This is a genomic window from Sporosarcina sp. FSL W8-0480, assembly GCF_037963765.1.
GTDB lineage: Bacteria > Bacillota > Bacilli > Bacillales_A > Planococcaceae > Sporosarcina.
The window spans coordinates 2,009,328-2,023,533 of sequence record NZ_CP150166.1; the positions used below are offsets into that span (position 1 = coordinate 2,009,328).

The following is a 14,206-nucleotide window of genomic DNA, read 5'->3' on the forward strand; positions in this document are numbered from 1 at the left end:
GGTCTTGTGTCAACTCAACATCAATTGGTGAGTGTGAGGCACTCACTGTTAGAGTTAATAAGGAGATTGATAGAAATTGATTACGAAAGACGCCATAGTGGTCGGTGGGGGGCCATGCGGGCTTTCCGCCGCTATCGAAATACAAAACAAAGGGTTGGATGTATTAATAATTGAAAAAGAAAATATTGTCAATTCACTTTATCGATACCCAACACATCAAACATTCTTCAGTTCAAGCATAAAGCTATCCATTGGAGATATCCCTTTCATCACCGCGAAAGAAAAACCTAAAAGAAACGATGCGCTTGTCTATTATCGGCAAGTCGCGGAATTAAAGAAACTCTCCATTAATAGTTTTGAAACAGTTGAGAACGTCGAAAAACAAGAAGAAGGATTTATCATAAAAACGAACCTGAAGAGCTATTTTGCGAAACATGTAATTATTGCAACAGGTTACTATGACAATCCGAACAGGCTTGGAATAACTGGAGAGGACTTACCGAAAGTATCCCATTATTTCAAGGAAGCCCATCCGTACTTCGGAAAAAAGGTTGTCGTAATTGGAGGCAAAAACTCAGCTGTCGATGCGGCAATCGAACTATTTCGTGCAGGTGCATCGGTTACAGTGATCTATAGGGGTTCGGAGTATTCCCCAAGTGTAAAACCATGGATTCTCCCGGGTTTTGACAGCCTTGTTCGTAATGGTGAAATCGACATGCATTTCAACTCAAATGTTATAGAAATCACACCTGATACTGTAGTGTTTGAAAAAGACGGAGAAAAACACTCTATCGAGAATGATTATGTATTCGCCATGATCGGCTACCATCCCGACCATAGTTTCTTAGAGCGGATTGGCATCGAAATCGAAGAAGCAACCGGCCGACCAACATACAACGAATCTACAATGGAAACTAATATTAAAGGGATTTATATAGCAGGCGTCATTGCAGCGGGTAACAATACAAACGAAATCTTCATCGAAAACGGACGCCACCATGGTGGATTAATAGCTAATCATATTGTTGCCAATCACTAAACCTACTATAGTGGTAAATATGGTTTGTTTTAAACATGTACCATTAAGAGATTAGGTATTTCCGTTGATCGAAGCGAAAAGCTTCCGTCTGTAGCGTAAATCACATGTTGTTTATATTGGTAATATAAAGCAGAAGGGGGAGCCGGTTTGGTTTGATCATATTACTTACAGTAGCGATTGCGCCAGGCTTGGCACTCTTCAGCTACTTTTACCTTCGGAAACAAATAGCAAAAGAACCTTCACGCACACTGTTCCATACATTCATCTACGGTACAATGATGACATTCCCAATCATGTTCATACAACACGTATTCGAAGAAGAAAATATCATCCCAAACGAATTCTTCCGAAATGTCATCTTTACCAGTTGGATTGAAGAGTTTTTCAAATGGCTCATCCTCTTAGTCGCAATCTACAAACATATGGAATTCGAAGATGCCTATGACGGGATACTTTACGGTGCAAGCGTATCCCTTGGTTTCGCTACAGTCGAAAACATTCTCTATCTACTCATTTTTGGATTAGATACAGCTTTTTTACGTGCTCTCTTACCAGTTTCAAGTCATGCACTATTCGGTGTTGTTATGGGATACTACTTTGGTAGAGCCAAATTCACAACAAAATCCAATAAGAGAGGTATGTTATTCTTCGCCTTCTTCGCACCATTCATTCTCCATTTCATATACAATGGAATCCTTGGGGTCAATGACCACTCACTATACTTAATCATTCCTTTCATGTTGTTTTTATGGTGGTTTGGACTAACGCGAGTAAAATATGCGCATACATTTGCAATGCAACAATTCAGAAGAAAGACTCCGTTAAAATGATATTAATTATTAACGATAAATGAGTCCTACGAAGATTCGGAGTAAATCCGGATCTTTTTTGTTTTTTATTGATACTAAAAAGAAATTGTTTGGACAAACTGAAAGAAAGGAGGGATTGTATTGAAAAAAATAGTACAACGTCTATTAATAATTGTATTGCTGATCGGTTCTGTATACGCAACATCTCCTATCCATATCGACGCTTTCAGCTCGCGGGATTTAGGAAGGGGAGCAACTGGGGACGATGTTATTGAACTACAGGCAAGACTTCAATACATTGGATTCTATAAAGGTGAAATCGATGGGAAGTTTGGCTATGGGACCTATTGGGCGTTGCGAAACTTCCAAGAACAATACGGTTTACCTATCGACGGAATCGCCGGTTCGCAAACAAAAAAGAAACTTACTGCCGCTTCCTCTTACGATGAAAAATTTGTAATGGATAATTTGAGGAAAGGTAATCAGTTCACACACTACGGTGGTAAACCATTGGCTCAACAAGTAAAACAAGGAGGAGGTAAATCGGAAAACATCCATCTGCCTTCCAAGTACTCTGAGCAAGACCTTAAACTAATGGCAAATGCCGTATATGGTGAAGCCCGAGGAGAACCTTATGAAGGGCAAGTAGCAGTTGCAGCTGTCATATTGAACCGGGTAGAGCATCCCGATTTTCCTAACACGGTCAGTGGAGTTATCTTCCAACCAGGAGCATTCACAGCTGTTGCAGATGGACAGATTTGGTTAACTCCGAATGAGAGAGCAAAAGAGGCTGTTCTTGACGCCTTAAATGGATGGGACCCTTCAGAAAATGCCATCTATTATTTCAACCCGATAACCGCAACAAGTAAATGGATTTGGTCCAGACCACAAATTAAAAAGATTGGCCTGCATATCTTTTGCAATTGATAAAGGAGGATCGAAGAACAGCATATAGTGCTGTTTAAATCCAAATGAAAAAAACTGTATTTGTTCTTGCTTACGCGTTAATTGCTGTTTCAGTATTTGCCTTTACGAAGGCGACGGAAAATAATAAACTATCTTTGGCATTGAGTAATGAGTATGCAATGAAAATGGCGGATGCATCCGATAAACTTGGAGAACTTGATAAGGCTGTAAAACAAACTCTATTGTTTAATAAATCAGAAGGCTCCAAGAAGTCAAGAGAGGACATTTGGCGGCTTTCTTCAGACATAAAAAGTTCGATTGCGTCATTACCACTTGATGCAAGTTTTACAACTTCGTGGATGAATTACTTAAGCAGAATAGGAAATTACGCAAAGGAAGCCGACCGATCCGCACAGCCTGAAGAGTATTATAAAGTAATGTCTCAGGCTTCGGTAAATTTAGGGGCTATGCAGGATGAGTGGAAACTTGCAACCTCAGGATTACTGGACGGTCAATATACTATGGACGAATGGACACGAAAATTGGACGTATCGAACCCTGATGTAGATTGGACCAATATGGGGGCTTCCATTAAATCCTATACGGAAAGTGATTTTCCACTAACTGCAAGTGAATCTGATGCCATGAAGAAAAGAGACCTAAAACATCTCGAAGATGCCAAGGTCACACAAGCTGAAGCGATTAATCGATTCAAGACGCTATTTCCAAATGTGTCCAATGACGTTATTGGTGTAGAGAAGAGTAAACCAGGCTCACCTTACCCGTTTTTCCACATCCGTTTTGCGGATCGTGAGTCGATCGGTTACATCGATATTACAGAAAAAGGCGGACATGTACTTTCCTATCTCTCGGAAAGACCGTTTGGAAAGGCATCCTTATCTTTTGATGACATAAAAAAGAAAGCGGAAGATTTTTTAAAGAATGCTGACTACAAGGATCTTGTCTATGAAGAATCTAGGGAAAACAGTACAGCTTGGCATTTCGTATTTGTAAGGAAGGAACCATTCTATGGAGCGAAAGTATTTTCGGACGTGATCCATTTGAAAGTAGCAAAAGATAATGGAGATATTATCGGATTGGATGCATCAGAGTACATCCGAAAAGAAAAGTTGGCAAGACAAGCAATTAAAAAGATCGATTGGAGAGAGTTCTTCCATAAGGATGTCCAAGTCGTTGAGGAAGAATTGGCTTATGTTGAAAACGAGAAGCTGGAACAAAGACTTACCCACTATCTAAAGGTGACCCGAGATGAAAATGGTCATACCGGCACATACACGATAATTGTCGATACTGAAAACGCGGAAGTTATAAAGACCGAAAAGTTGGATTGAATTCTTTAGGAAGATAGACCTGAAAATTTGATGTTGGAATTAATGCCTACCCATGACATAATGGTAGTAACCATTCAAGGGTAGGTGTTTACATTGTTCCTTTCTATTGGTACAACGTTAACCATCGTGAAAGTCGACAGGGAAGAAAAAAATGAGCAATTTAAAAGTAAGGTTGTTGACGCGGGTGAAAATTTTGTCATGATTGACTATCCCGTCAATGTTGAAACGAATCGGACGACGTTCTTGATCGATGGTACAAAATTGAATGTTACTTTTGTTAGAAATAATGTTTCTTATCTATTTAAAACCGAAGTAACAGGCAGGGCAAATAAAGGCATCCCAATGTTGAAAATCTCCTATCCAGGAGATCAAATGCTAACTAAAATCCAAAGACGAGAATTTGTACGTGTGGAAACGGCCGTAGATGTCGCTGTGGGCTATAGGGGTGTTTTTCAACAATTCGTCGCGGATGATATCAGTGCTGGAGGCATAGCGTTAAACCTTGGGCCAAATGATACATTCGAAGATGGTGAAAAGGTGAGATTAACGATTGCCTTACCTTTCATGAATGATGAGATTAAGTACATTAAAACGGATGCGAAAACAATACGTACTTGGAAGAAGAATGAGCGTGATATTGCATCCCTGCAGTTTGTGGAGACAACGCCTAAGGATAGACAGAACATTATCCGATTTTGCTTTGAAAGACAATTGCAGGCAAGGAATGAAGCATAGCACACAGTTCAACGGGGAAAGTCCTATCAAATCAGGACTTTTCCCTTTTTGCTTAAAAAGCAGAAGGTGGAGTGCCACCAAAGTTAGATTATGATACAATGTTTTCGAACTGAATACGGGGGTAGATGATATGAGTAAAGGGATTATTATTGCAATTGATGGTCCTGCAGCTGCAGGTAAAAGCACTATTGCAAAAAGGATTGCACAAAAATTGGGATATACGTATATAGACACAGGTGCGATGTACAGAGCTTTGACGCATAAAGCTATCAAATCAGACATAAATATGGGTAGTGATAAGGATTTAGCGGATTTACTTGAACATACTGAAATAGTATTAGTTCCTGTGGAAAATGGCCAAGCGGTCTGGATTGACGGAGTCGATTGCACCGAGGAGATCCGCTCCCAAGAAGTAACGGCTAATGTCTCTGAGGTCGCTGCCCACACAACAGTACGACATCTTATGGTGGAGAAACAAAGAGAATTAGCAGAAGGAACTGGCGTAGTGATGGACGGTCGCGATATCGGGACTGCAGTACTTCCGAATGCGGAGTTAAAGGTGTTTATGACAGCCTCTGTCGATGAAAGGGCTGAAAGGCGTTTTATCGAAAATGGAAAACGTGGAATTCATGTTCCTCTTGCACAACTGAAAGAGGAAATCGAAAAAAGGGACCGCGCAGATAGTGAGCGAGAATTATCTCCACTGAAAATGGCAGAAGACGCTGTTTTGGTGGATACGACATCCATGTCTATTGAAGAAGTGGCTAATAAAGTAATTGAACTGGCGGAAAAGAGGATGAACCAATGAATCTATACCCGTTCGGTAAATTTTTAGTTAGTACTATTTTCTTTCCACTTTTTCGGATAAAGGTTATTGGCAAAGAAAACTTCCCGAAAGATGGAGGGGTACTTCTTTGTACAAACCATATTGATAATTTCGATCCGCCGGTCGTTGGAATATCTAGTCCCCGAACAGTACATTTCATGGCAAAGGAAGAGCTGTTTAATGTACCGATCCTGAAATCAATTCTCCCAAGTGTGAACGCATTTCCTGTCAAACGGGGCATGAGTGACCGCGAAGCGTTCAGAACTACCCTAAAACTTCTGCGGGGTGGTCATGTAGTCGGCATGTTTCCTGAAGGTACAAGAAGTAAAACAGGACAACTTGGTAAGGGACTTGCTGGTGCAGGATTCTTCGCCCTCAAAGGTGATGCAGTCGTAATGCCATGTGCTATCGTGGGCCCTTACAAACCATTCAAACAGCTGAAAGTCGTTTTTGGACAGCCGATTGACATGACGAGCTATCGGGAGAGAAAAGCATCCGCAGAAGAAGTAACAGAAGTGATTATGAGTGAAATCCGAACCCTTTTAGAACAGAATAAATAAATTTATAAGCGTAATTTTTTGTTTTTATGAATCGATTCGAATAATATAGAGATAGGATTCATTATGGAGGAGGACTACATATGACTGAAGAGATGAATTTGGATGAATTGAACGGTTATAAAGAAGGTGACCGTGTAACTGGTAAGGTAACAAAAATCGAAGATAAATCGGTGATGGTCGAAATTTCTGGTGCGCCGTTTGACGGTGTCATCCCAATTAGCGAACTGTCAAGCCTTCACATTGAAAAAGCATCAGATGCAGTTCAAGTAGGAGATGAGCTTGAATTGCTTATCACAAAAGTTGAAGATGAGAATTTTGTTCTATCGAAACGAAAAGTAGATGCGGAAAACGCATGGGATTCACTTGAAGAAAAGTTTAACAACCAACAAACAATTGAAACAGAGGTTAAGGATGTTGTGAAAGGCGGCCTCGTAGTAGATTTAGGTGTACGTGGATTTATTCCTGCATCACTTGTAGAAGATCATTTTGTCGAATCGTTCGAAAACTACAAGGGACGTACAATGGAATTCAAAATCGTTGAAATGGACAAGGAGAAAAATCGTTTGATCCTTTCTCATCGTGCCGTCCTTCAAGCAGCAAAAGCGAATAAGAGAGAGGAAACCCTTACTGAACTGAAAGAGGGTCAAGTTCTCGAAGGTACAGTACAACGTATCGCTTCGTTCGGTGCTTTTGTCGATATCGGGGGAGTTGATGGGTTGGTCCATATTTCTCAACTATCACACGAACATGTTGAAAAAGTTTCGGATGTCCTTAAAGAAGGAGACAAAGTCAATGTCAAGGTACTATCTGTAGACCGTGACTCCGAACGAATCTCCTTGTCGATCAAAGAAACGTTGCCAGGACCATGGGAAGATATCGAGAATCGTGCTCCAAAAGGATCCGTCTTACAGGGTACAGTGAAACGCCTCGTTTCCTACGGTGCATTTGTAGAAGTATTCCCGGGTGTGGAGGGGCTTGTTCATATTTCACGCATCTCCCATCAGCATATTGGAACACCTCACGAAGTCTTGCAAGAAGGTCAAACAGTGGACGTTAAGGTGGTTGACGTCAACGCAGACGAAAAGCGACTCTCTCTTAGCATTAAAGACTTGGTTGAGAAAGAGGAAGAAGATAACTCCTATGGCGATTATGAGATGAAAGAAGAAACAGGATTCTCCTTAAGCGACGTCATCGGAGACCAACTTAAAAAGTTTACTGAATAAGTTTCGATATGATGTATCTTTCTCTTATAGAAGGGAATTACAGTTGCTTGAAGTGGAAGGCGGCGACTCCTGCGGGAATTGCATGAGCTGAAGACCCCGCAGGAGCAAAGCGACGAGGAGGCTGAAGCCATGCCCGCGGAAAGCGTCCGCCTGGAACGTAAAGCAACAGTTTAACGATAATAGATGTCGATTATCTCTTAAGTCTTATGGTGATGGTGCTTAAATAGGCATCATCATCTTTTTTGTGTATAATACACAGGAGATATATTGGAAGGGTGTTTAATAATGAGTAAACCAACTGTAGCAATCGTTGGAAGACCGAATGTCGGAAAATCGACAATCTTCAACCGAATAGTCGGAGAACGTATTTCAATCGTCGAGGACGTAGCCGGCGTAACAAGAGACCGGATATATAGCTCCGCTGACTGGCTCTCCCATGACTTTAACCTAATCGATACAGGCGGTATTGATATTGGCGATGAGCCATTCCTTGAACAAATCAGAGCACAAGCGGAAATCGCAATCGAAGAAGCGGACGTCATCATCTTCTTGACAAACGGGCGAGAAGGCGTGACGGATGCAGACGAACATGTCGCCAAAATACTTTATAAAACAAAGAAACCCGTTGTTCTCGCTGTAAATAAAATCGATAACCCAGATATGCGTGATATGATATATGACTTTTATTCACTCGGTTTTGGCGATCCATATCCGATTTCTGGCTCACACGGAATCGGGCTCGGAGACCTGCTTGATGCTGTTGCAGCTAGTTTCCCGGAACCAGGAGAAGAAGCCATTGAGGATGACGTCATCCGTTTTTCATTGATCGGTAGACCTAATGTCGGCAAATCATCCCTTGTGAACGCATTGCTTGGAGAAGACCGGGTCATCGTCAGTGATGTAGCCGGAACGACAACTGATGCAATAGACACATCCTATGAGTATGAGGGGCAGAAGTACAAAATCATCGACACTGCCGGAATGCGCAAAAAAGGGAAAGTGTACGAGAATATGGAGAAATATAGTGTTTTAAGGGCATTAAAAGCAATCGATCGTTCAGACGTAGTGTTAATTGTTATCAATGGTGAAGAAGGGATACGTGAACAGGATAAGCGTATCGCTGGTTATGCGGAAGAAGCAGGAAAAGGAATCATGTTTGTTGTGAATAAATGGGACGCTGTCGAAAAAGACGACAAGACGATGAACAAATTCAATGAGGATATCCGAAAGAATTTCCTATTCTTAGATTACGCTCCGATCGCCTATGTCTCCGCGAAAACAAAACAACGTGTTACAACTTTATTTGATACCATTAAAATGATTAGCGAAAACCACGCATTACGTATCCAGTCAAGCGTATTGAACGAAGTGATTGAGGATGCTGTTGCACGAAATCCAGCACCTTCAGACAAAGGCCGCAGACTTCGTATCTATTATGCAACCCAAGTGGCTGTAAAGCCTCCAGTCTTCGTTGTTTTTGTGAATGAACCTGAACTAATGCACTTTTCATATGAACGCTTCCTGCAGAATCGTTTGAGGGAATCATTCGGCTTCGAGGGTACACCTGTCCGTCTAATTACACGAGCAAGAAGCTGATTAAAAGAGGTGAAATGTATTGAGAAACGTTTCTGTTTTAGGAGCAGGTAGTTGGGGTACTGCTATCGCATTCGTTCTTGCGGAAAATGGTCATGATTGTCTCTTATGGACAAGAAGGTCTGAACAATCTAATGAAATTAATGAAATGCATACGAATTCTTCTTACTTGCCTAATATTTCATTACCCAAAAATTTAAAGGCAACATCTGACTTAAAGGCGTCTATTCAACATGCTCAAATCCTTGTCATTGCTGTGCCTACAAAAGCCATCCGAGAAATTTCAAAGCAAATTAATGAGTTAACTGAAACACCAAAACTGATAATACATGTATCAAAAGGAATCGAACCAGATACATTGAAGCGCATTTCTGAAATGATCGAGGAAGAAATCGAACCAAGTAAACTTCGTTCAATTGTGGCACTCTCAGGACCGAGCCACGCTGAAGAAGTTGTCCTTCGTCAACCAACAACAATCACTGCCGCTTCAAATGACCAAAATGCCGCAGAACAGGTGCAAGACCTATTTATGAATCAATATTTCCGTGTCTACACGAACGATGACTTAATCGGGGTAGAATTGGGCGCAGCTTTAAAAAATATCATTGCACTTGCTGCCGGAATCATTGATGGAATTGGTTATGGAGACAATGCTAAGGCGGCTCTAATAACCCGTGGCCTTGCAGAAATCACTCGACTTGGCATGAAAATGGGGGCAAACCCTCTAACATTCTCTGGCCTAACTGGACTTGGTGATTTGATAGTCACATGTACAAGTGTTCATTCCCGTAACTGGAAAGCAGGAAATCTATTAGGACAAGGAAAGTCAATCGATGAAGTCATTTCCGGAATGGGAATGGTTATCGAAGGAATTCGAACAACGAAAGCTGCTTATCAGCTGTCCGTACAATATGATGTTTCAATGCCTTTAACTGAGGCATTGTATTCAGTGCTTTTCGGAGAAGTTCCACCAAAAGAAGCCGTAGATCAATTAATGAATAGAATGAAAAAACAAGAGATAGAGGATATTTTTTATAAATAACAGATATCCTGTATAATACGAAAGGATGATCCTTTTTGTCCTCTTTGGATAAAATGTGGCTATCATTTTATGCGATGGGTTTCATGGCGATTTCCATGGGACTCATCTATGTTAGCCGTCATAAGATTTCGAATAAGCTTTTAAAATTCATTTTTGCCCTAATCGCATACGCGTTATTAATATTTTCTTTTTTCGCTATGGTATATCTCGTATTTAGCGGGCCAACAGGAGGAGCAAGATGAGGAGTATTAAAAAAAGATTTACATTATTAATTTCTTTAAGTATCATGATGATTCTTTCTGGCTGCATGTATCCTGGTGATGAAAAAGAACAAAGAGAAATCCCGTATGAAGATCAAATTGAAGCGATTCAAAAGGCTGTTAACGCATATAAAGAAAATAACGGCGGATTATTACCTATTAAAACAAGGGAAAATGAAACAGACCAGTACATAAAGTATCCGATTGAATTTTCAAAGATTGTTCCGGCATATACGGAAAAAATTCCATCCAATGCATTTGAGACAGGAGGAATTTTTCAATATGTATTAATGAATGTGGATGAAAATCCAACCGTTAAACTTGTTGATCTGCGAATTGCTGAACGATTACGCGAGTTGAACCTACGTAAACATATAAACGGAAAACTGCCTTTCAAAGAAGCTGTCGGTGAGAATGTTTATGAAATAGATTTCGAGGCAATGGGCTTTAAAGAACCTTTGAAGGTAGAAAGTCCATATTCTGACGTACTTCTTCCGATAGTTGTTGGTGGGGATGGGAAGTTTTATGTGGATTACTCTATCGATCTGAACAGAATCCTTCAGGAGAAGAAACCAGATGTCAAGGAAGGGGAAGACATACGCCATCTCCTTACCGAAGACTTTCCTATCGTTCCGGCTTATTCATTGCCTTATACTGTAAATGATCAAAATGAACCAGTGTTTATGAAAAAGAAATAATTTAATAGAGTATCTAAAACGTTTCATGCATTTTTTAGCATGAAACGTTTTTCATTTACATAAACTAATATGCGCGAAAAAAGGAGGGCTATGTATGAAAGAGGAGTTGTATGAAAATCTGGCAAGACGAACGGATGGGGATATTTATATCGGTGTTGTCGGCCCTGTTCGTGTCGGTAAATCGACATTCGTCAAAAGGGTGATGGAGGAGGTCGTCATACCGAATATGACGGATGCAGGCGATAGGGCAAGGGCACAGGACGAATTGCCTCAAAGCTCGCCAGGTCCGATTATTATGACGTCTGAGCCGAAATTCGTTCCCGCTCAAGGAACCCAAGTGTCCATCGGAGAAGGGGAATTGTCATTCCAAGTAAGGCTTGCTGATTGTGTCGGTTATGTGATTGATGGAGTGAAAGGATATGAGGATGAGGATGGTCCGAAATTTGTCCACACTCCTTGGCATAATGAACCGATACCTTTCGAAGAAGCAGCTCGCATTGGAACTGATAAAGTCATCCGAGACCATGCAACAATCGGCATTCTCGTAACAACTGATGGTACGGTTAACAACATTCCACGAGCCGCAGCTGAAGTTGCCGAAGATGAAATTGTTGGTAAGTTAAAAGATATCGGAAAGCCTTTTGTTATTGTCCTGAATTCCAAGATGCCTGCCAATGAAAGAACAGTAGCTTTAAAGGAACAGTTGCATGAAAAACACGGTGTACCAGTAATCGCAATTAGCGCGGACCAGTTAAACGCCCAAGAAATCCAACTCATCCTAAAAGAGGCGCTTTACGAATTCCCTATTACTGATATCGAATTGCAAAAGCCTGACTGGATGGACGTGCTTGGATCGGATCATGAGCTAAATGCAGCTATCGACAATGTCATCAACGAAGGATTCCTTGAGGCATCGAAAATCCGTAAAATTCAAGAACTTGCAGAACGATTGAAAGATGAAAAGTTTGTACGAAATGCTGAGGTCATTGATGTTGATGCAGGTAAGGGAAAAGCGACAGTTAACATTACGATGGATGAACAGGCATTCCTTGAAGTTTGCGAAGAAATCATGCAGCAGGAATTGAAAACGAAAAAAGATTGGCTCCTATTCGTAAAAGACGCTGTCAAAGCCAAAAAGTCATATGATATGTATGCCGAAGCGATTGATACGGCAAAGAAGAGCGGATATGGCGTCGCATTGCCGACAATTGATGATTTCCAACCATCTCCACCAGAACTTATTAAAGAAAATAACTTCTATGGTGTACGGATGAAAGCAACAGCACCATCGCTTCATATTATTCGTATCGATATGGACGCGGAGTTTTCCCCTCTAATCGGATCAGAATTCCATAGCCATCATTTGCTGAAGGAATTGAAGAACGCTTATCTTCATGACAGGGATGCCCTATGGCAAACACAGCTTTTCGGAACACCGTTACATGAAGTACTGAAGGAAAGCATCCGCTTTAAAACGTCTTCCGTTCCACCAAATGCGCGAAAACGCCTACGAGAAACAATTGAGCAAATGGTCAACGATGGTAACAAAGGCATGATAACATTTATTGTTTAAAAATTAGGGCCTCAAATAAGTCGAAAGAACCTTAAAAGATCCGTATTTCACGGGTCTTTTTCTATTTTTACCGAAAATGACCAAAAACCACGGAAAACCCCTATAATATTGTTGCACCGCGGTTTCTAGTGTGTTACTCTTTTAAAAGCAAATGTAATTTACCTTTGAGAGGAGGTGAATGGTGTGAATAAAACAGAATTGATCAACTCAGTAGCTGAAGCAGCAGATTTAACTAAGAAAGATGCTACTAAAGCGGTTGAAGCTGTATTCGATACAATCCAATCAGCACTTGCTAATGGTGATAAAGTACAATTGATCGGTTTCGGTAACTTCGAAGTGCGCGAGCGTGCTGCACGTAAGGGACGTAACCCTCAATCTGGTGAGGAAATCGAAATTGCTGCAAGCAAAGTTCCTGCATTCAAAGCAGGTAAAGCACTTAAAGACGCTGTTAAATAATCTTTAAGTTTACATAGGAGTCCGTCCGCTACATCTGGCTAACCAGATCATAGGGGCGGCTCCTTTTTATTTTTAATTAGCTCTACTAATGAATTGATATCTATAGTTGCTTGAAGTGGAAGGCGGCGACTCCGGCGGGAATAGCACCAGCTGAAAGCGTCAGCCTGAAACGTAAAGCAACGGTGTAATATCGAATCTATGAACTGTACGTATTGGTAGGAGTATGCTACTATCTTTGAAGGAATAGCATTGATTGGGTTAGGGAGGTTATCAACATGACTAAGATGGATCTTGAAAAAATAGAAAAAGCAATAACAATGATTCTTGAAGCCGTAGGGGAAGACCCACAAAGGGAAGGCTTGTTAGACACACCGAAACGCGTTGCCAAAATGTACGCAGAAGTATTCGAAGGACTCGACAAAGACCCTCGACAATATTTCGAAACCGTATTCCATGAAAACCATGACGAAGTAGTATTAGTAAAAGACATACCATTTCACTCAATGTGTGAACATCACTTAGTCCCATTCTTCGGGCACGCTCATATCGCATACATACCACGAAATGGAGTAGTAGCTGGTCTAAGCAAACTCGCGAGAGCCGTCGAAACAACAGCAAAAAGACCACAATTGCAAGAAAGAATCACTTCCACAGTCGCGAACGCAATGATGGAAATGTTAAATCCAATCGGCGTCTACGTAATAATAGAGGCGGAACATATGTGCATGACAATGAGAGGAATCAAAAAGCCTGGAGCGAAAACTGTTACAACAGTAGCTCGGGGCATCTATGAACACGATGATGTGAAAAGAGCAGAAATTCTGTCTCTTCTTAAATAAGACCGATGACTTTGCGGTTCAATTCATTTCTATGATATGATGAATTGTATATGAATGATGGGAGTTGAAAATATGCCACAACCTGATTTTATCGTTATAAAAGCACAAGAAGATGGAGTTAATGTCATTGGACTTACAAGAGGCAATGATACAAAATTCCATCACACCGAAAAATTGGACCGTGGTGAAGTGATGATTGCCCAATTCACTGAACATACATCCGCCATGAAAATACGTGGCAAGGCAGAAATTCACTCCGCGCACGGTATTGTTTACAGCGATGGGAAAGAATAAC

At 40.9% G+C, this 14,206-nt stretch carries 16 protein-coding genes; all 16 read left to right on the plus strand.

Going from position 1 to position 14,206, the window contains the following annotated elements:
• Positions 1–76 precede the first annotated feature (76 nt).
• The 16 genes from NSQ43_RS10455 to mtrB all read left to right on the plus strand — a co-directional run bounded on the left by NSQ43_RS10455 (position 77) and on the right by mtrB (position 14,205).
• Positions 77–1,039 carry a YpdA family putative bacillithiol disulfide reductase gene (locus tag NSQ43_RS10455; protein ID WP_339249956.1) on the plus strand — a complete coding sequence of 321 codons (963 nt, stop codon included), beginning with the start codon at positions 77–79 and terminating at the stop codon, positions 1,037–1,039.
• A 152-nt stretch (positions 1,040–1,191) separates the two neighbouring features.
• Positions 1,192–1,869 (plus strand): glutamic-type intramembrane protease PrsW, encoded by a 678-nt coding sequence (gene prsW, locus NSQ43_RS10460; protein ID WP_339249958.1) that lies wholly within the window; start codon positions 1,192–1,194, stop codon positions 1,867–1,869.
• Positions 1,870–1,989: 120 nt separating this feature from the next.
• Positions 1,990–2,775, plus strand: coding sequence for a spore cortex-lytic enzyme (gene sleB / locus NSQ43_RS10465; protein WP_339249960.1), 786 nt, complete (start codon positions 1,990–1,992; stop codon positions 2,773–2,775).
• Positions 2,776–2,819: 44 nt separating this feature from the next.
• Positions 2,820–4,106 (plus strand): PepSY1/2 domain-containing protein, encoded by a 1,287-nt coding sequence (locus tag NSQ43_RS10470; protein WP_339249962.1) that lies wholly within the window; start codon positions 2,820–2,822, stop codon positions 4,104–4,106.
• A gap of 93 nt (positions 4,107–4,199) precedes the next feature.
• The gene (locus NSQ43_RS10475; RefSeq protein WP_339249964.1) at positions 4,200–4,841 is read left to right on the plus strand and encodes a flagellar brake domain-containing protein; all 642 of its coding nucleotides are present in this window, start codon (positions 4,200–4,202) and stop codon (positions 4,839–4,841) included.
• A gap of 130 nt (positions 4,842–4,971) precedes the next feature.
• A complete protein-coding gene (gene cmk, locus NSQ43_RS10480; RefSeq protein ID WP_339249966.1) occupies positions 4,972–5,649 on the plus strand; it encodes a (d)CMP kinase in 678 nt (225 codons plus the stop codon).
• Complete coding sequence (locus NSQ43_RS10485) at positions 5,646–6,227, plus strand: lysophospholipid acyltransferase family protein (protein WP_339249968.1); 582 nt, start codon at positions 5,646–5,648, stop codon at positions 6,225–6,227. The genes cmk and NSQ43_RS10485 overlap by 4 nt, the downstream gene beginning before the upstream one ends.
• An 80-nt stretch (positions 6,228–6,307) precedes the next feature.
• Positions 6,308–7,450, plus strand: a complete 1,143-nt coding sequence (gene rpsA / locus NSQ43_RS10490) for a 30S ribosomal protein S1 (protein ID WP_339249969.1) — start codon at positions 6,308–6,310, stop codon at positions 7,448–7,450.
• A gap of 285 nt (positions 7,451–7,735) precedes the next feature.
• The gene (der, locus tag NSQ43_RS10495) at positions 7,736–9,046 is read left to right on the plus strand and encodes a ribosome biogenesis GTPase Der (RefSeq protein WP_339249970.1); all 1,311 of its coding nucleotides are present in this window, start codon (positions 7,736–7,738) and stop codon (positions 9,044–9,046) included.
• A 19-nt stretch (positions 9,047–9,065) separates the two neighbouring features.
• Entirely contained in the window at positions 9,066–10,085 is a 1,020-nt protein-coding gene (locus NSQ43_RS10500) for an NAD(P)H-dependent glycerol-3-phosphate dehydrogenase (RefSeq protein ID WP_339249972.1), read from the plus strand.
• A 35-nt stretch (positions 10,086–10,120) separates the two neighbouring features.
• Positions 10,121–10,327, plus strand: coding sequence for a DUF2768 domain-containing protein (locus NSQ43_RS10505; protein ID WP_283731837.1), 207 nt, complete (start codon positions 10,121–10,123; stop codon positions 10,325–10,327).
• The gene (locus tag NSQ43_RS10510; RefSeq protein ID WP_339249974.1) at positions 10,324–11,043 is read left to right on the plus strand and encodes a hypothetical protein; all 720 of its coding nucleotides are present in this window, start codon (positions 10,324–10,326) and stop codon (positions 11,041–11,043) included. Before NSQ43_RS10505 ends, NSQ43_RS10510 begins: the two co-directional genes overlap by 4 nt.
• Before the next feature lie 94 nt (positions 11,044–11,137).
• Positions 11,138–12,616, plus strand: a complete 1,479-nt coding sequence (gene spoIVA / locus NSQ43_RS10515) for a stage IV sporulation protein A (protein WP_339249976.1) — start codon at positions 11,138–11,140, stop codon at positions 12,614–12,616.
• A 183-nt stretch (positions 12,617–12,799) separates the two neighbouring features.
• Positions 12,800–13,072, plus strand: coding sequence for an HU family DNA-binding protein (locus NSQ43_RS10520; protein ID WP_339249978.1), 273 nt, complete (start codon positions 12,800–12,802; stop codon positions 13,070–13,072).
• Positions 13,073–13,347: 275 nt separating this feature from the next.
• Positions 13,348–13,911, plus strand: a complete 564-nt coding sequence (gene folE, locus NSQ43_RS10525) for a GTP cyclohydrolase I FolE (RefSeq protein WP_339249980.1) — start codon at positions 13,348–13,350, stop codon at positions 13,909–13,911.
• Positions 13,912–13,983: 72 nt separating this feature from the next.
• Positions 13,984–14,205 carry a trp RNA-binding attenuation protein MtrB gene (mtrB, locus tag NSQ43_RS10530; protein WP_283731840.1) on the plus strand — a complete coding sequence of 74 codons (222 nt, stop codon included), beginning with the start codon at positions 13,984–13,986 and terminating at the stop codon, positions 14,203–14,205.
• Position 14,206 lies beyond the last annotated feature (1 nt).

Excerpts from the sequence above, each read along its gene's own strand:
- NSQ43_RS10510 (WP_339249974.1), top strand. The coding sequence starts at position 10,324 with ATGAGGAGTATTAAAAAAAGATTTACATTATTAATTTCTTTAAGTATC.
- NSQ43_RS10470 (WP_339249962.1), top strand. The coding sequence starts at position 2,820 with ATGAAAAAAACTGTATTTGTTCTTGCTTACGCGTTAATTGCTGTTTCA.
- cmk (WP_339249966.1), top strand. The coding sequence starts at position 4,972 with ATGAGTAAAGGGATTATTATTGCAATTGATGGTCCTGCAGCTGCAGGT.
- spoIVA (WP_339249976.1), top strand. The coding sequence starts at position 11,138 with ATGAAAGAGGAGTTGTATGAAAATCTGGCAAGACGAACGGATGGGGAT.
- NSQ43_RS10485 (WP_339249968.1), top strand. The coding sequence starts at position 5,646 with ATGAATCTATACCCGTTCGGTAAATTTTTAGTTAGTACTATTTTCTTT.
- der (WP_339249970.1), top strand. The coding sequence starts at position 7,736 with ATGAGTAAACCAACTGTAGCAATCGTTGGAAGACCGAATGTCGGAAAA.
- mtrB (WP_283731840.1), top strand. The coding sequence starts at position 13,984 with ATGCCACAACCTGATTTTATCGTTATAAAAGCACAAGAAGATGGAGTT.
- rpsA (WP_339249969.1), top strand. The coding sequence starts at position 6,308 with ATGACTGAAGAGATGAATTTGGATGAATTGAACGGTTATAAAGAAGGT.
- folE (WP_339249980.1), top strand. The coding sequence starts at position 13,348 with ATGACTAAGATGGATCTTGAAAAAATAGAAAAAGCAATAACAATGATT.